This window comes from Bradyrhizobium valentinum, assembly GCF_001440405.1.
In the GTDB taxonomy this organism is placed as follows: Bacteria; Pseudomonadota; Alphaproteobacteria; order Rhizobiales; family Xanthobacteraceae; genus Bradyrhizobium; species Bradyrhizobium valentinum.
This window is the reverse complement of the sequence record NZ_LLXX01000130.1, coordinates 2,033-18,534: the sequence shown is the minus strand read 5'-3', so window position 1 is coordinate 18,534 and position 16,502 is coordinate 2,033. Positions and strand designations below refer to the sequence as shown.

Genomic DNA, 16,502 nt, shown 5'->3' with positions numbered 1-16,502 from the left:
AGCGCGAGCAGCGCCGCCGCATAGACCGGTTCCAGCCGCTGCATCGGATTGAAGGCGACCTGCAGCGCCAGATTGAGCAGCGCCGAAACGCCGACAATTGCGACGCACGCAATGACGGGAAATTCGAACTCCAGCCCATGCGCCACGATGAAGATCGCGGTGAGCTGGCCGAGCGCCGCCAGCCAGCGCAGCCGAAGGATCGTGTCGAGACGGACATAGCGGTATGGAAGGCGGAAATCGGAGGCTGCAACGTCTGACATATCCGGAGTTTAGCCGCGCGGGCGTGCGATCACAAATTCGCGCGGATGGCTTTGTCGGGCGGGCGGGGGGCTGCATGGTTCGAGACGCGCGGCTCTGCCGCGCTCCTCACCATGAGGGGATAGTCTGTCCTCATGGTGAGGAGCCGCGAAAGCGGCGTCTCGAACCATGCAGGCCTGCGCCGCCCACGACGCAGGACAAAGCCTTGCGCTATCCGCCGTGATGGCCCAATGAACAGGCCGAAATGGTCAATAGCGACGCTACGCCAGCGCAACCGCCCGCGGCCGGGCAGGAAAGCTCCGCCGCGATCGAGGTCGCGCATCTGATCAAGCTTTACAAGACCACCCGCGCGGTGGACGACATCTCGTTTCGGATCGCGCGTGGCAGCATTACCGGGCTGCTCGGCGGCAATGGCGCCGGCAAAACCACGACCATCGCGGTGATCATGGGGCTGGTGCTGCCGACGTCGGGGCGCATCCAGGTTCTCGGTCATGCGATGCCGGACGAGAGCGCCGAGGTGCTCGGCCGGATGAATTTCGAGAGCCCTTATGTCGACATGCCGATGCGGCTCACGGTGCGGCAGAACCTCACCATCTTCGGCCGGCTCTATGCGGTGGAGAATCTCGCCGACCGCATCGAGCAGCTCGCATCCGACCTCGATCTGAAGGATTTTATCGATCGCGCCAATGGCAAGCTCTCGGCCGGGCAGAAGACCCGCGTCGCGCTGGCAAAGGCGCTGATCAACCAGCCGGAGCTGCTGTTGCTCGACGAGCCGACGGCTTCCCTCGACCCTGATACCGCCGACTGGGTGCGGCAGCATTTGCAGGACTACCGCAGGACCCATGACGCCACCATCCTGCTGGCGTCGCACAACATGCTGGAAGTGGAGCGGCTGTGCGACCGCGTCATCATCATGAAGCGCGGCCGCATCGAGGATGACGACAGCCCCGACCAGATCATGGCGCGCTACAACCGCACCACGCTGGAAGACGTGTTCCTCGACGTCGCGCGCGGCCGGGTGGCGGAGGGTGCGTCATGAGCGAGATCGCCACCCATCACGCTATTTCGTGGCATCGCATCCAGGCGATGGTGCTGCGCTACTGGTATCTGCTGATGTCGTCCTGGCCGCGGCTGTTGGAGCTGATCTACTGGCCGGCGCTGCAGATCATCACCTGGGGCTTTCTGCAGAACTACATTTCGCAGAACGACAATTTCTTTGCGCGCGCCGGCGGCACGCTGATCGGCGCGGTGATCCTGTGGGACATCCTGTTCCGCGGCCAGCTCGGCTTCTCGATCTCGTTTCTCGAGGAGATGTGGGCGCGCAATCTCGGCAACCTGATGATGAGCCCGCTGAAGCCGATCGAATTCCTGATCTCGCTGATGATCATGAGCCTGATCCGGCTCGCGATCGGCGTCATTCCGATGACGCTGCTGGCGCTGTTCTTCTTCGATTTCAATTTCTTCGCGATCGGGCTGCCGCTGATCGCATTCTTCTGCAACCTGATCTTCACGAGCTGGTCGATCGGCATCTTTGTGTCGGGCCTGGTGCTGCGCAACGGGCTCGGCGCCGAGAGCATCGTCTGGACCTTGATGTTCGGCCTGATGCCGCTTGCCTGCGTCTACTATCCAGTCGCGGTGCTGCCGGACTGGCTGCAATGGCTCGCCTGGACGCTGCCGCCGACCTATGTGTTCGAAGGCATGCGCACGCTGTTGATCGATCACGTGTTCAGGGCCGACCTGATGGTCTGGTCGCTTGGCATCAACGCGGTGCTGTTCGTCGCCTCCTTTGCGATCTTCCTTGCCCTTTTGCGCAGCGCCAAACACCACGGATCTTTGCTCGGGGGTGGCGAATAAGTCACGGTTTCCCGTGGTTTTCCGGGGTTTTTAGACCTTTTGATGCGTGGACATAACTAATCGGTCCATTGACGCATTATTACGCATTCTGCACTATGCTGCGGCGCAAACAGAGGAAATAAAATGCCGATTGGTGAGTTTGGCGGCGCACCGCCGCTGGTGGCCGAAGGCAGTCCGGCGCTCACAACGCCGATGTACTGGATGTACGAATTGGGCCACGCGTCGCTCAACCCGGCGCGCGCCGTGACCGATGCCACCAAGATCCTGTTTCAAAATCCGCTTAATCCCTGGTCGCACACGCAGTTCGGCAAATCGATCGCCGCGGCCTGCGAATTGTTCGAACGCACCACCCGCCGTTACGGCAAGCCCGAATGGGGCCTCGACTTCACCGAGGTCAACGGCATCCGCACACCGGTCGAGGTCCGCTCGATCTGGGAGAAGCCGTTCTGCCGCTTGCTGCATTTCGATCGCAAGCTGACCCGGCCGCTGCGCGCACCCCATCCGCGCGTCTTGATCGTCGCGCCGATGTCCGGCCATTACGCGACGCTGTTGCGCGGCACGGTCGAGGCGTTCCTGCCGACGCATGAAGTCTACATCACCGACTGGTCCGACGCGCGCATGGTTCCTCTCACCGAGGGCCGCTTCGATCTCGATGACTATGTTGATTACGTCATCGAGATGCTGCACGTGCTCGGCGGCAACATGCATGTGATCGCGGTGTGCCAGCCTTCGGTGCCCGTGCTGGCGGCGGTTTCCGTGATGGAAGCCACGCGCGATCCGTTCGTGCCGTTGTCGATGACGCTGATGGGCGGCCCGATCGATACAAGGCGCAACCCGACCTCGGTGAACAACCTCGCGGCCGAGCGCGGCATCGACTGGTTCCGCAACCACGTCATTACCAAGGTGCCGTTCCCGCATCCCGGCGTGATGCGCGACGTCTATCCGGGCTTTTTGCAGCTCTCGGGCTTCATCACCATGAATCTCGATCGCCACACCGACGCGCACAAGGCCCTGTTCAACAATCTGGTAAAGGGCGACGGCGACATGGTCGACAAGCACCGCGATTTCTACGACGAATATCTCGCGGTGATGGATCTCACGGCCGAGTATTACCTGCAGACCGTCGACGTCGTATTCGTCAAGCACGCGCTGCCGAGGGGCGAGATGACCCATCGCGGCAAGCTGGTCGATCCCTCCCAAATCCGCCGCGTGGCGCTGATGACGGTGGAAGGCGAGAACGACGACATCTCCGGCCTCGGCCAGACCGAAGCGACGCACGCGCTGTGCCCCGCAATTCCCGATCATCGCCGCGTGCATTACGTGCAAAAGGGCGTTGGACATTACGGTGTGTTCAACGGTTCGCGATTCCGTTCCGAAATCGTGCCGCGCATCTCCGATTTCATGATGTCGGCCGCCAATACCATGATGTCAGAGGCTAATACGAAGATATCAGCGGCAAAGACCAAGCCGACATTGGTCCGTGCAGCCGAATAGTGTCCGGGCGGCACCGATTCCTAGCCGCCGATAAGTTGCTGAGAAGATTCAAACATTCCGGATTCGGGTCGAATCAAGGGGTGAGTTCAGACTCATTCCTTGAGGCCGTTTTTGACCGCCGGTTCCAGCCGAAATTGTGGGTTCCATCCCCATTCCCTAGAGGCTATTTGCCGCCGAGCCCCTGTATATTGGGCAAATGATTTGTTTTTGCGCCGAGCAATTTAGATGCGATTTCCCTGGCGGCGGATATGGCAGAATCCGGGCGAACTCCTGCTCCCCGGACTCCAAGAAATGGCTACTCGCGCCCTCCTTTATCGGCGGCCCGCCGAACCCGCGACTCTTTTGGTCAAGCACGGCTCGCAAGTCTTTGCGATCAGGTTGCGCCGGCACCGCCGCGCGCGGCGTTACACGTTACGCATTCATCCGACCGATCGCGAAGCCATCCTGACGATGCCGCCGCGGGGCACGATCATGGAAGCCAAGGATTTTGCGCAGCTTCACGGCGGCTGGATCGCCGCCCGTCTCGGCCGTCTGCCGAAGGCTGCGCCGTTTCAGGCCGGCACTGTCATACCGCTGCGCGGTGTGCCGCACCGGATCGTGCACCGCGCAGGCGAGCGCGGCACGGTGTGGACGGAAATCCGCGACAGCGGCGAGAAGATTTTATGCGTAGCCGGTGACTACGAGCACATGGACCGGCGCGTCCACGACTTCCTCAAGCGCGAAGCGCGCAAGGACCTGCACAAGGCATCGCTCGCCCATGCGGCGTATCTCGGCGTCAGGGTCAGGCGGGTGTCGATCCGCGACCAGTCGAGCCGCTGGGGATCGTGCACCTCGGCCGGCTCGCTGTCGTATTCCTGGCGATTGATCCTCGCGCCGCCCTACGTGCTGGACTATCTCGCCGCCCATGAGGTCGCGCATCTCGTCGAGATGAACCACTCGCCCAGGTTCTGGCGCGTCGTCGACCGCATCTGCGATCATGTCGAGCGCGCCAAGCGCTGGCTCGACACCTATGGCAACGACCTGCATCGTTACGGCGTCGAGGATTAGGCCTGCTATCTCCGCATATAGCGCTGTCATCGTCCGCGAAGGCGGGCGATCCAGTATTCCAGAGACAGTAGTGATCAGCCGAGAAGCCGCGGCGTACTGGATACCCCGCTTTCGCGAGGTATGACGACCAGGGACGCTGCGCGTATCGCTACCTTCCAAACAGCCGGTCCACCAGCCAGCCATCCAGTCCCGCCGCCGCCTCAGGGCGCGCATTCGGATTCGGCGGTGGCGCGGACGTTCGCGCCGGCGGTGGTCGGTGCGAACTGCCTGATGGGGCCGGAGCCGGCGGGCTCGGCGCTGCGCTGACCTGCGATGCGGTCTGGAACAGGTTTGACAGAAAACCGCCGCGCTGCGAGTTCGGCAAACCCGCCACTGCCACGCCCTGATGCGCCGTGCGCATGAAGCGCGTCCAGACTTCCACCGGCAGGCCGCCGCCGGTTGCCTTCTTGGTCGGCGAATTATCGTCATTGCCGAGCCAGACGCCGGTGACGAGGTTCGCCGTGTAGCCGATGAACCAGGCGTCGCGGAAATCCTGGCTGGTGCCGGTCTTGCCGGCAGCCATCCAGCCCGGAATCTCCGCCTTGCGCGCGGTGCCCGACAGCAGCGTCTCCTGCATCATCGTGTTCATCATCGCGACATGCCGCGGTTCGATTACCTGGCCGAGCTGATCAGGCTGCCGCGCGTACAGCAGCTTGCCTTCATTGGTGCGGATCTTGGTCACGACATGCGGGGAGACGCCGAGCCCGCCATTGGCAAAGGGCGCATAGGCGCCGACCAGTTCGATGACGGACACCTCCGAGGTGCCGAGCGCGATCGAGGGATTGGCCTCGAGCTTCGATGAAATGCCGAGCCGGTGCGCGGTCCGCGCCACATTCTTCGGCCCGACTTCGAGCCCGACCCGCACCGCGACGGTGTTGAGAGACATCGCCAGCGCCTGCGTCAGCGTCACCGCGCCGAAATATTCATGGGTGTAGTTCTCGGGGCGCCAGCCCTTCAGATCGAGCGGCGCATCCTGCCGGATCGTTTCCGGCGTCAGGCCGCCCTCGATCGCGGTCAGATAGATGAACGGCTTGAACGCCGAGCCGGGCTGGCGCTTGGCGGTGATCGCGCGGTTATACTGGCTCTCGGCGTAGTTCCGGCCGCCCACCATGGCGCGCACCGCGCCGTCAGGCGCCATCGCGACGAGCGCGCCCTGCGTGACGTTGAACTTCACGCTCTTGGCGGCGAGTTCGTCGATGATCGCGGCTTCCGCGACGCTCTGCAGCTTCGGATCGATTGTGGTCTGGACCACGATGCTCTGGTCGATCTGGCCGACGAGGTCGTCGAGCACTTCGCCGATCCAGTCGGCGACGTAATTGACCGTGCCGGCGCCGGCCGGCTTCACATTGTACGAGGGATGTCCGATCGAGGCCTTGGCCTGCGCATCGCTGATGAACTTGGCCTCCGCCATCGCCGCGAGCACGATCCGGGCGCGCTGCTCGGCGCCTTCCGGATTGCGGTTCGGCGCCAGCCGCGACGGCGACTTGACGAGGCCCGCCAGCATCGCGGCTTCCGCGACCGTGACGTTCCGGGCCGACTTGCCGAAATAGCGCTGGGCCGCGGCCTCGACGCCGTAGGCGCCGGAGCCGAAATAGACGCGGTTGAGGTAGAGTTCGAGAATTTCGTTCTTGGAGTGCTTGCGCTCCAGCCACAGCGCGAGCTCCACTTCCTGCAGCTTGCGCGCCATCGTGCGTTCCTGGGTCAGGAACAGGTTTTTCGCGAGCTGCTGGGTCAGCGTCGAACCGCCCTGCGATACGCCGCGATGCAGGATGTTGGCGACTGCGGCGCGTGCGATGCCGACGGGGTCGATGCCGTAATGCGAATAGAAGCGGCGGTCTTCGATCGCGATGAACGCCTTCGGCAGATGAGGCGGCAGATCCTTCAGCGCGACATTGGTGCCGGCCATTTCGCCGCGTGTGGCGAGCACGCTGCCGTCGATGCCGACGATCTGGATGGTCGGCGGGCGCTTTGGAACTTCCAGCGATTGGATCGCCGGCAGCTGCGCGCCGACCCAGACCACGACGCCGATGATCGCGATCGCCGCCCACAGGCCGAGCACTGCGCCCCAATAGATCAGCCGGCCGATCCTGATCCGTCCGCGCGATTTCGCACGCCGCTTCGCGCCGCCCCTCGCCGGACGCGGCTTGCGCTCGCGCGGCGGCGGCTCGTCATCGTCCTCTTCGGGCTTGCGCTTCGGCACTGGCTTCTTCGGTTTGTCGTCGTCGCCGTCGGTGGCGGCCGGAATGCGATCTTCGGGAGAGAGGCGCAGGTCGGCGAGCGCCACCTGAAGGCCGAATAGCGGCTCCTTGCGTGCGCCGCTCTTTTTCCGTCCCCACGCCATGACAAACGCCGTTCACACCCGTCCCTGCTGCAGGCTAGCGACGGCTGTTTAAGGGTCGGTTACCAAAAGGTTAACGTGGGATTAGGAGGTGCGGCGGGGGGCATATTAGGATGGCTGCAAACCACCGCGGTCCCGGGGGAAAATGACATGGGCTACATCGATCCGACCAAGGAAGTTTTCGCGCAGTTCCGGGCCAATGACCGGCCGGGTCCCATCCACATGCTCAACCTGGTCCGGCTGCGTGCGCAGGCGGCCTATCCCGACGGCCGCAAGGCGACGGGGGCGGAAGCCTACGCGGCCTATGGGCGCGAAAGCGGCCCGGTGTTCGAACGGCTGGGCGGCCGCATCGTCTGGCAGGGCAGGTTCGAACTGATGCTGATCGGGCCGCAAGACGAACGCTGGGATCATTGCTTCATCGCCGAATACCCAAGCGTCGCCGCGTTCGCCGAGATGATCCGCGATCCCGTCTACCGGGAAGCGGTGAAGCACCGCCAGGCCGCGGTGGAGGATTCCCGCCTGATCCGGCACGCGGTGTTGCCCATCGGCAAGACGTTTGGGGAGATACCGAAGTAAGTGGCGATTTCGTAGGATGGGTGGAGCGAAGCGATACCCATCAATGCCGTTGACGCAGGTTCTTGCGATGATGGGTTTCGCTGCGCTCTACCCATCCTACAAAGAATCGGCGGCCCCGAGGGGCCGCCGATCGCTTCTTTCCGCCGATCGATTGGATCGCCGCGACTAACCCGCCGCGCCCTTGTCCTCGAGGATCGGGCCGAACATTTCCCAACGCTCGCCGTTGAACTTCATCATCTGCAGCTGCTTGTTGACGCGGTAATCGTCCGGCGTGGTGTTGACGGTGATGCCCGGCAGCAGCAGGTCGAGCGGAACGTTCTTCAGGCTGGTGGCCTGTTTCAGCACGTTCTCGCGGGTCAGGTTGTCGCCGCATGCCTTCAGCACATGGATCAGCAATTGCGTGGTCACGTAGCCATAGGCGTTGAAGTTCGAATCCTTGTCGCCGTCAGGATAGTACTTCGCCATGAACTCGAAATACTTCTTCATGCCGGGGTCGTCCTTCCAGGTCGGATCGAGCGGATCCTTGGCGTAGTTGACGCTGATCACGCCCTTGGAAGCTTCGAGGCCCGCCGGCTTCATCACGGCGCCGACCGAGGTGGCGTTGATGTCAAGGATGTGCACCGGCTTCCAGTTGAGCTCGGCGATCTTCTTGATCGCCTGCGCCGCCGGCTTCGGCGTCGTCGCCGAGAAGAACAGGTCCGCGCCGGCGTCCTTGATCTTGAGGATTTGCGAATCGATGGTCGGGTCGGAGACTTCGTAGGAAGCTTCCGCCACCACCATCTTCGCTGCCTTGTCGCCGAGGCCGGCCTTGATGCCGTTCAGGTAATCCTTTCCGAGGTCGTCGTTCTGATAGAGGATTCCGACCTTGGCGTTCGGATATTCTTTCAGGATGTACTGGCCGTAGATGCGCCCCTCGACGAAGTAGTTGGGGTTGAAGCCCATCGTCCACGGAAAATTCTTCGGGTCGGTGAACTTCGACGCGCCGGTCGCGGCGAAGAGCTGCGGCACCTTCTTGGCGTTGAGATATTTCTGCACCGCCGCGTTCGAGGGCGTGCCGAGGAGTTGGAAGGTGAGCAGCACCTCGTCGCTCTCGACCAGCTTGCGCACCTGCTCGACCGCTTTCGGCGGCGAGTAAGCGTCGTCATACTGGATCAGATTGATCTTGCGGCCGTTCACGCCGCCCTGATCGTTGATCATCTTGATATAGGCCGCCTGGGTCTTGCCGATCGTGGCATAGGAGGAGGCCGGTCCGCTGAATGGATTGGTCTGGCCGATCTTGATCTCGGTATCGGTCGCGCCGGTGTCGTATTTCTTCTGCGCCGACGCCGTCGAGACCGACAGCGCAAGCGCGAGCGCCGTGCCGGTGACCAGATGGAAAATACCCTTCCGCATATTGATGCATTCCTCATGTGTTTATGATTGAGCCGATGATCTAGCCCGGGGCTGTAATCAACCCAGGCGGACGCCATCGCTGCGGTAATACTGGCGGAAGCCATGTTGCATTGCAAGGCGAGCCGTTCCGAGCGCGCGCGATTTCGTCTCGACGGTCGCAAGCTCAAAGCAAGGGCATCGGCTGACGATTGCACAAAAACACCTCATCGGTATTGCCGTGCCGCCGTGTGCGCTCATAGGCAGGTGTGGAACCCCGGTGGAAACGAAACTGCCGGCGCCGAGAAGACACGACGCCGGCAGTTGTTTCAAAATGGATCGGACGTGCTCTGTTTAACCGGACGGTCCGGTGTCCTCGATGATCGGGCCGAACAGTTCCCAGCGCTCGCCGTTGAACTTCATCATCTGCATCTGCTTGTTGATGCGGTAATCGGTCGGCGAAGTGTTGGTGACCATGCCCGGCAGCGACAGGCTGCCGGTGACGTTCTTTAGATTGGCGGCCTGCATCATGACGTTTTCGCGGGTGAGATTGTCGCCGCATTGCTGCAGGATCTTCACCAGCAATTCCGCGGTCGAATAGCCATAGGTATTGACGGTGTTGAGCTTGTCACCCTCCGGGTAATATTTGTCCATGAAGGCGAAATAGGCCTTGATGCCGGGATCGTCCTTCCACTGCGGATCGCTCGGCTCCTTGCCGTAGTTGGTGGAGATGATGCCCTTGGAGATGTCGAGGCCTGCGGGCTTGAGCGTGGCGGAGATCGGGCTCGCATTGATGTCGAGGATATGCACCGGCTTCCAGCCGAGGTCGGCGGCCTTCTTGATCGCCTGGGCGGCGAATTTCGGCGTCGAGGCATCGTAGAGCAGGTCGGCGCCGGCGGCCTTCAGCTTGACGACCTGCGAGTCGATGGTGGGGTCGGTCAGCTCATAGGAGGCTTCGGCGACGATCATCGACGCGGCCTTGGCCCCTAAGCCTTCTTTCAGGCCAGTGACGTAATCGCGGCCGAGGTCGTCGTTCTGGTAGAGAATGCCGATCTTGGCGTTGGGATGGTTTTGCAGAATGTATTTTGCGTAGATGCGCCCCTCGGACTGGTAGTTAGGATTGAAGCCCATCGTCCAGGGGAAGTTCTTGGGATCGGTGAATTTCGATGCCCCGGTGGCGGCGAGGAGCTGCGGCACCTTCTTGGCATTGAGATATTTCTGGACGGCGGCGTTCGACGGCGTGCCGATGATCTGGAAGGTGAACAGAACCTCGTCGCTCTCGACCAGCTTGCGCACCTGTTCGACGGCTTTCGGCGGCGAGTAGGCGTCGTCATATTGGATCAGGTTGATCTTGCGGCCGTTGATGCCACCCTGCTCGTTGATCATCCTGAAATAGGCGGCCTGCGTCTTGCCGATGCCGGCATAGGCGGAGGCCGGTCCCGAGAACGGAACGGTCTGGCCGATCTTGATTTCGGTATCGCTGGCGCCGGTATCGTATTTCTTCTGCGCGTTCGCTGGCGATGCCAGCGCGACCGCAACCGCCATGCCTGCGATCAGATGAAGAACGCCACTTCTCATATCGCTGCTCCCTCATATTGGCCGATGATCCTGTGCCGGCCATCGGTTGGGATGGCCGGCCGTCATCGTTGGACGGGAGTGTGGCGGAACGATTTTGCCAATGCAAGCTATAGCGTTTTCGAGCGAAGTGGATGCCGGTTCGCGGCAAGAAAACGCGTTAGAACAAGAATCTAAAGCGCGGTTCTAATTCAATCAGAACCGCGCTCTAGCGCGAGAGGGCGACCGTCCTCACGCCGGCCAGAGCAGGATCAAGGCGAGCGCCGCGGGCGCGGCCTGCACGTAAAGGATCCGGCGGCTGACGGTCGCCGCGCCATAGACGCCTGCCACGATCACGCAGAGCAGAAAGAACACCTTGATCTGGAAGGCGAAGGCCGGATCGGGGTGGAACAGGCCCCAGACCAGGCCTGCGGCCAGGAAGCCGTTATACAGGCCCTGGTTGGCGGCCAGCACTTTCGAATCCCTTGCCTTCTCGATTGGGTTGCGGAAGATCTTCAGGCCCAGCGGCTTGTCCCAGAGAAACATCTCCAGCACGAGAAAAAACACGTGCAGCGCGGCAACCACCGCGACCAAAACATTGGCGATGAAAATCATGTTGCGGTCCCCCAACCGGCAGCGGAATTCGGGTGGACGCTAGCACGCGGCGGGTGAAAAGTGCGGGACGCTCGCCGATATTTTTCAGGGAATGACGATGCCAGAGAGCTTCACCCTCGACCGCCTGCCAACCCCAATCGGGACGGCGCTGCTGGTCACCGATGCGGACGGCCTGCTCCGCGCGATGGACTGGGAGGATTATGAGCCGCGCATGAAGCAATTGCTGCGCCTGCATTATGGCGTGGTGGATTTGAAGAATGAACGGGCGTCGCACGAGCTGCGCGCCGCACTGACCGGCTATTTCAAGGGCGACCTCGATCGCCTCGCCGCGATCAGGTGGCGTGTTGCCGGCACGCCGTTCCAGCAGGCGGTCTGGAACGCATTGCCGAAGATTCCGGCAGGGACCACGCTGAGCTACGGCGCGCTGGCGGCGAAGTTGAAGATGCCCAAAGCCGTCCGCGCCGTCGGTCACGCCAACGGCTCCAATCCCATCAGCGTGGTCGTGCCCTGTCATCGCCTGATCGGCGCCGGCGGTTCGTTGGTGAAGTACGGCGGCGGACTGGAGCGCAAGCGCTGGCTGCTGCAGCATGAGGGCGTGCAGATTGCGTACGATGGTGGAGCGACTCGTCCCGCCGTAACTCAACCAGCGTAGGCGGAAGCGAAGCCCAAAACCTCGGGCGTATTGCGTCGCGAGAATGCGCGAGCTCGTTCAGCCGTCATTGCGAGCGCAGCGAAGCAATCGATCTATCCCCGTGCTGAGCTATGGATTGCTTTGCGGAGCCTGTCATCGGGCGCGCATTCGCGCGACCCGTTGGCTCGCAATGACGTGGAGAGAATCTTTGAATTTCGAACCACGCGATCACGCCGCGCACACTGCGCTCCCTCCCCCCTTGCGGGGGAGGGCGGGGGAGAGGGGTAAGCCACGCGCACCGCCGTTGCCGCCACCCCTCTCCCTAGCCCTCTCCCGCAAGGGGAGAGGGAACACACCTGTTGTGGATGACGAGCAGTGATTGAAGCAACAAGGCCGCCAAGCCGCTACGCCGCCGGCTGCGCGACGTTGTCTTCAGTGGAGAGCAGATGAAGCAGCGCGCTCTTGATCGCGGCTTGGCGGGTCGGCGCGGTGATCTGTGCGCCGAGCAGGTCGGTAACGTAGAACACGTCGCGGGCGCGTTCGCCGAAGGTCGCGACGTGGGCCGAGGCGATGTTGAGGTTGAGCTTCGAGATCGCGGTGGTGAGCTGATACAACAGGCCGGGGCGGTCGAGGCCGGAGACCTCGATCACGGTGTAGCGGTCCGACCACTGATTATTGATGGTGACCTCGGGCTCGACCACGAAAGCGCGCACCTTGCCGCGGTTGGCCGCCTTGCGCGCCACCACTTCAGGCAGCCGCAATTTGCCTTCGAGCACGTGCTCGATCATCTCGCCGATCCTGGTCGCGCGCCGGCCCTCGTCCTCGTCGCGGTCATATTCCCTGGAGATAGAGATGGTGTCGAGCGCGCGGCCGTCGGTGGTGGTGTAGATCTGCGCGTCGACGATGTTGGCGCCGGCAGAGGCGCAGGCGCCTGCAATGATCGACAGCAGCCAGGGGTGGTCGGTTGCCAGGATCGTCAGCTCGGTGACGCCGCGCGCCTCGTCGAAGCCGACATTGATCGCGAGTTGATGCCCGGCCTGTTCGCTGGAGCGGATGAAACGCGCCTGGCGGATCTTCCGCTGCAGATCGACCTTGAGCCAGTAGGCGGGATAATGCCGCCCGATATAGGCGTTAAGCTCCTGCTCCGGCCATTCGGTGAAGGCCGCGCGGAATTCGGATTGCGCTACCGCAATGCGCTGCGCGCGGTTCACTTCCGAGAAGCCGCCGGTCAGCACCGGCTCGGTCTCATAATACAGCGTGCGCAGCAACTGCGCCTTCCAGCCGTTCCACACGCCGGGGCCGACGCCCCGGATGTCGGCGGTGGTCAGGATGGTCAACAGCTTCATCTGCTCGACGGACTGCACGACGGCGGCAAAATTCTCGATCGTCTTGCGGTCCGACAGATCGCGCGACTGCGCCACCGTCGACATCGTCAGGTGCTCTTCGATCAGCCATGCCACCAGCTCGGTGTCGGCGGCGTTGAAGCCGAGCCGCGGGCACAGCCGCCGCGCCACCTTGGCGCCGGCGATCGAATGATCCTCGAGCCTGCCCTTGGCGACGTCGTGCAGCAGGGTCGCGATGTAGAGCACCGCGCGATGCTCGGGCTGAATCTTGCGGAACAGGTCGCTCGCGACCGTGAACTCGTCATTGCCGCCGCGCTCGATCTCCTGCAGGTGGCCAATGCAGCGGATCAAATGCTCGTCCACCGTATAATGGTGGTACATGTTGAACTGCATCATCGACACGATCTTGCCGAAGGCGCGGATGAAGTGACCGAGCACGCCGGCCTCGTTCATGCGCCGCAGCACGATCTCCGCATTGTCAGACGTCAGGATCTCCATGAACAGCCGGTTGGCCTCCGGATTCTCGCGAAGCTGGGTATTCACCAGCTTCAGCGAGCGCGTCACCGTGCGCATTGCGTCAGGATGGAAGGCAAGATTGTTCTTCTGCGCCAGGTGGAAGATCCGGATCAGATTGACCGGGTCGTGCTTGAAGACGTCGGGCGCGGCGAGGTTGATGCGGTTGTTGTCGATGATGAAGTCGTCGCTGTCGGGCACCCGCCGCCGCTTGGCGCCCGGCCGCAGCCGCGCCACCATGCGGCTCAGCACCGGCGCGGGCTTGGCCTGCTCGTCTTCCAGCTTGGCGCACAGGATCGCGGTCAGGTCGCCGACGTCCTTGGCGACCAGGAAGTAGTGCTTCATGAAGCGTTCGACATCCTGCATGCCGGGATGCGAAGTGTAGCCGAGCCTGACCGCGATTTCGCGCTGCATGTCGAACGACAACCGTTCCTCGGCGCGGCCGGAAACGAAATGCAAGTTGCAGCGCACCGACCACAGGAAATCGGCGCAGCGGCGGAAGGTGCGATACTCCTGCGCGTCGAACACGCCGCGCTCGACCAGTTCGCCGGTCTCGCGTACGCGGTAGACGTATTTGGCGATCCAGAACAGCGTGTGCAGGTCGCGCAGTCCGCCCTTGCCGTCCTTGACGTTGGGCTCGACCAGATAGCGCGACTGCCCGGCGCGGCGGTGCCGCTCCTCGCGCTCGGCTAGTTTGGCGGTGACGAAATCCGACGCCGTGCCCTGCACCACGTCCTTATCGAACCGCGCGACGAGTTCGTCATAGAGCGGCCGGTCGCCGGTCAAAAATCGCGTCTCGAGGATCGCGGTGCGGATCGTCATGTCGCCGCGCGCCTGGCGGATACATTCGTCGACCGAGCGCGTGGCGTGGCCGACCTTCAGTCCCATGTCCCACAGGCAATAGAGAATGGCTTCCGCGACCTGCTCGCCCCAGGCGGTCTGCTTGTAGGGCAGGATGAACAGCAGATCGATGTCGGATTCCGGCGCCATCAGGCCGCGGCCGTAACCGCCGGTGGCGACCACGGACATACGCTCGGCGCCGGAGGGCACATGCGAGCGATAGAGATGCCGCGTGGCGGCCGAATAGAGGATGCGGATGATTTCGTCCTGCATGAAGCAGAGCCGCTCTGCGCAGCGGCGGCCGTGGCGATCCTTCAGCAGTATGGCCTGCGCGGTCGCGCGCGCCGCGATCATCTCGGCCTTGAGCAGTTGCGCCAGCGCCGAGCGAAACACATCCTCGCGGCCGGCATGCTTTTCGGCCAACGCATCGACCGCCGCGGTGATCCGCGCGGTATCAAAACGTTCATCCTCCCCCGAGGGGGCCTCAATCACGATGCTGTCCATGATCTCCCCGATAACGGACGGCACAAAGGCTGTCACGGACGATTGTACGGTCAAATCAAAGCTATGCTGCCACCGACGCGAATACCAGCCATAAGCTGTTGGAAAAGCGTGGATTTTCGATGCAACGTGTGAATGACTGGGGACCGTGATGACAGCGCATCGATAGCGCTCTATATCCGGTGCACAAACAAATTGGGGAGAACAAAATGGACGCCGCCGAACTTCGCGCGATGCAGGCCCCGATCAAGGAACGCTACAAGTCCGATCCCTCAGCCGCGGTCATTACGCTGAAAGCCAAAGGCTCGATCGACAATGAAGGCATTGCCTGCAAGGTCGAGACAGGCCGCGCGCTGGCGGTCGCGGGGCTGCACCCCGCCACCGGCGGCTCGGGCCTGGAGCTCTGCTCCGGCGACATGCTGCTGGAAGCCCTGGTCGCCTGCGCCGGCGTGACGCTGAAGTCGGTGGCCACTGCCGTCGACATTCCGCTCAGAAGCGGCAACGTCATCGCCGAAGGCGACCTGGATTTTCGCGGCACGCTCGGCGTCGACAAGGAAGCCCCGGTCGGCTTCGAGGAGATCCGCCTGCGCTTCGAGGTCGGAACCGATGCGCCGCAGGACAAGCTCGACCTGCTGCTCAAGCTGACGGAGCGCTATTGCGTGGTCTACCAGACCATCAGGAACGGCCCGAAAGTTTCGGTGTCGATGAAGCGGGTGTGAGGCACATTGCTCGCCGTCGTCCCTGCGAAAGCAGGGACCCATAACCACCGGCTCCAATTGGTGCGGGAAGTAGCAACCCGCACCGCCCGAAATCTAGAAGCCGCGGCGTATGGGTTCCTGCGTCCGCAGGAACGACGGAAAGATGTCCCCCGAACTCGCCTTCATCCTCACGCTCGCCCTGCGCATGGCGATCACCGCGGCGTTCGTGGTGACGGCCTCGATCGTCACCGAACGATCGGGCCCGGTGATCGGCGCGCTGATCGCGACGCTGCCGATTTCGGCGGGGCCGTCCTACGTATTCCTCGCACTCGATCATAACGCGGCCTTCATCGCCGAGGGCGCGCTGGCGAGCCTGCCGATCAATGCCGCGACGGTCTTCCTCGGGCTGACCTATGTCGTGCTGGCGCAGCGCCATGGCGCGCTGCTCAGTTGCCTCTCGGCTGTCGCCGTATGGCTCGCGCTCGCCGCAATCATCCGCTCGGTGCAATGGTCGCTGGCCGGCGGCTTGATCGCCAATGTCATCGCTTATGCCATCTGCGTCCCGCTGCTCGCCCGCTACCGCCACGCCAAAATGCCGCCGATCCGGCGCCGCTGGTACGACATCCCGCTACGGGCATCGCTGGTCGCAACCTTGGTGGCGACGGTGGTCACGACATCTAGCTGGGTCGGCCCCAAGGTGAGCGGCATGATCGCACTGTTCCCGATCGTATTCACCTCGATGATGCTGATTCTGCACCCGCGCATCGGCGGCCCGCCCACGGCCGCCGTACTTGCCAACAGCGCCTGGGGCTTGATCGGACTTGGCATCGCGA

At 62.9% G+C, this 16,502-nt stretch carries 12 protein-coding genes and 2 pseudogenes; 8 read left to right on the top strand and 6 right to left on the bottom strand.

All coding sequences use genetic code 11. The annotated features are described in order from the left end of the window. Positions 1 to 260, bottom strand: a pseudogene (locus CP49_RS47650) (sensor histidine kinase); the annotation flags it as partial. A 242-nt stretch (positions 261 to 502) separates the two neighbouring features. Between CP49_RS47650 and CP49_RS22465 the strand changes: the two are divergent. The 4 genes and pseudogenes from CP49_RS22465 to CP49_RS22450 all read left to right on the top strand — a co-directional run bounded on the left by CP49_RS22465 (position 503) and on the right by CP49_RS22450 (position 4,653). After that, positions 503 to 1,297, top strand: a complete 795-nt coding sequence (locus CP49_RS22465) for an ABC transporter ATP-binding protein (RefSeq protein ID WP_057852372.1) — start codon at positions 503 to 505, stop codon at positions 1,295 to 1,297. Continuing rightward, complete coding sequence (locus tag CP49_RS22460) at positions 1,294 to 2,112, top strand: ABC transporter permease (protein ID WP_057852371.1); 819 nt, start codon at positions 1,294 to 1,296, stop codon at positions 2,110 to 2,112. Before CP49_RS22465 ends, CP49_RS22460 begins: the two co-directional genes overlap by 4 nt. Before the next feature lie 123 nt (positions 2,113 to 2,235). Then, positions 2,236 to 3,606, top strand: coding sequence for a polyhydroxyalkanoate depolymerase (locus CP49_RS22455; RefSeq protein WP_057852370.1), 1,371 nt, complete (start codon positions 2,236 to 2,238; stop codon positions 3,604 to 3,606). 196 nt (positions 3,607 to 3,802) lie between these two features. Then, positions 3,803 to 4,653 (top strand): annotated as a pseudogene (locus tag CP49_RS22450) (M48 family metallopeptidase). A gap of 148 nt (positions 4,654 to 4,801) precedes the next feature. Here CP49_RS22450 and CP49_RS22445 read toward each other — a convergent pair. After that, positions 4,802 to 7,033: a transglycosylase domain-containing protein gene (locus CP49_RS22445; RefSeq protein WP_057852369.1), complete on the bottom strand. Its 2,232-nt coding sequence runs from the start codon at positions 7,031 to 7,033 to the stop codon at positions 4,802 to 4,804. Between the two features lie 147 nt (positions 7,034 to 7,180). On the opposite strand from CP49_RS22445, the gene CP49_RS22440 reads away from it, so the two are divergent. After that, positions 7,181 to 7,606 carry a DUF1330 domain-containing protein gene (locus CP49_RS22440; RefSeq protein ID WP_057852368.1) on the top strand — a complete coding sequence of 142 codons (426 nt, stop codon included), beginning with the start codon at positions 7,181 to 7,183 and terminating at the stop codon, positions 7,604 to 7,606. A 165-nt stretch (positions 7,607 to 7,771) separates the two neighbouring features. On the opposite strand, the gene CP49_RS22435 is transcribed toward CP49_RS22440, so the two are convergent. From CP49_RS22435 to CP49_RS22425, 3 genes are all read right to left on the bottom strand, one after another. After that, entirely contained in the window at positions 7,772 to 8,998 is a 1,227-nt protein-coding gene (locus tag CP49_RS22435) for an ABC transporter substrate-binding protein (RefSeq protein ID WP_057852367.1), read from the bottom strand. Between the two features lie 330 nt (positions 8,999 to 9,328). Beyond that, positions 9,329 to 10,552 (bottom strand): ABC transporter substrate-binding protein, encoded by a 1,224-nt coding sequence (locus CP49_RS22430; RefSeq protein ID WP_057852366.1) that lies wholly within the window; start codon positions 10,550 to 10,552, stop codon positions 9,329 to 9,331. A 228-nt stretch (positions 10,553 to 10,780) separates the two neighbouring features. Continuing rightward, on the bottom strand, positions 10,781 to 11,143 hold the full coding sequence (locus tag CP49_RS22425) for a DUF1304 domain-containing protein (RefSeq protein ID WP_057852365.1): 363 nt from the start codon (positions 11,141 to 11,143) through the stop codon (positions 10,781 to 10,783). 97 nt (positions 11,144 to 11,240) lie between these two features. Here CP49_RS22425 and CP49_RS22420 point away from each other — a divergent pair, with 97 nt between their 5' ends. Continuing rightward, a complete protein-coding gene (locus CP49_RS22420; RefSeq protein WP_420807632.1) occupies positions 11,241 to 11,795 on the top strand; it encodes a methylated-DNA--[protein]-cysteine S-methyltransferase in 555 nt (184 codons plus the stop codon). A gap of 383 nt (positions 11,796 to 12,178) precedes the next feature. Here CP49_RS22420 and CP49_RS22415 read toward each other — a convergent pair whose 3' ends face one another. After that, positions 12,179 to 14,974, bottom strand: a complete 2,796-nt coding sequence (locus CP49_RS22415; RefSeq protein WP_057852363.1) for a [protein-PII] uridylyltransferase — start codon at positions 14,972 to 14,974, stop codon at positions 12,179 to 12,181. Between the two features lie 206 nt (positions 14,975 to 15,180). On the opposite strand from CP49_RS22415, the gene CP49_RS22410 reads away from it, so the two are divergent. Both CP49_RS22410 and CP49_RS22405 read left to right on the top strand, forming a co-directional pair. Beyond that, positions 15,181 to 15,690 (top strand): OsmC family protein, encoded by a 510-nt coding sequence (locus tag CP49_RS22410; protein ID WP_057852362.1) that lies wholly within the window; start codon positions 15,181 to 15,183, stop codon positions 15,688 to 15,690. Positions 15,691 to 15,832: 142 nt separating this feature from the next. Beyond that, a partial coding sequence (locus CP49_RS22405) for a hypothetical protein (protein ID WP_057852406.1) occupies positions 15,833 to 16,502 on the top strand: 670 nt, incomplete at its 3' end.

What these genes read in the sequence shown, in the direction of transcription:
- CP49_RS22465 (WP_057852372.1), top strand. Translation starts at nt 503, where the DNA reads ATGGTCAATAGCGACGCTACGCCAGCGCAACCGCCCGCGGCCGGGCAG.
- CP49_RS22460 (WP_057852371.1), top strand. Translation starts at nt 1,294, where the DNA reads ATGAGCGAGATCGCCACCCATCACGCTATTTCGTGGCATCGCATCCAG.
- CP49_RS22455 (WP_057852370.1), top strand. Translation starts at nt 2,236, where the DNA reads ATGCCGATTGGTGAGTTTGGCGGCGCACCGCCGCTGGTGGCCGAAGGC.
- CP49_RS22445 (WP_057852369.1), bottom strand. Translation starts at nt 7,033, where the DNA reads ATGGCGTGGGGACGGAAAAAGAGCGGCGCACGCAAGGAGCCGCTATTC.
- CP49_RS22440 (WP_057852368.1), top strand. Translation starts at nt 7,181, where the DNA reads ATGGGCTACATCGATCCGACCAAGGAAGTTTTCGCGCAGTTCCGGGCC.
- CP49_RS22435 (WP_057852367.1), bottom strand. Translation starts at nt 8,998, where the DNA reads ATGCGGAAGGGTATTTTCCATCTGGTCACCGGCACGGCGCTCGCGCTT.
- CP49_RS22430 (WP_057852366.1), bottom strand. Translation starts at nt 10,552, where the DNA reads ATGAGAAGTGGCGTTCTTCATCTGATCGCAGGCATGGCGGTTGCGGTC.
- CP49_RS22425 (WP_057852365.1), bottom strand. Translation starts at nt 11,143, where the DNA reads ATGATTTTCATCGCCAATGTTTTGGTCGCGGTGGTTGCCGCGCTGCAC.
- CP49_RS22420 (WP_420807632.1), top strand. Translation starts at nt 11,241, where the DNA reads ATGCCAGAGAGCTTCACCCTCGACCGCCTGCCAACCCCAATCGGGACG.
- CP49_RS22415 (WP_057852363.1), bottom strand. Translation starts at nt 14,974, where the DNA reads ATGGACAGCATCGTGATTGAGGCCCCCTCGGGGGAGGATGAACGTTTT.
- CP49_RS22410 (WP_057852362.1), top strand. Translation starts at nt 15,181, where the DNA reads ATGGACGCCGCCGAACTTCGCGCGATGCAGGCCCCGATCAAGGAACGC.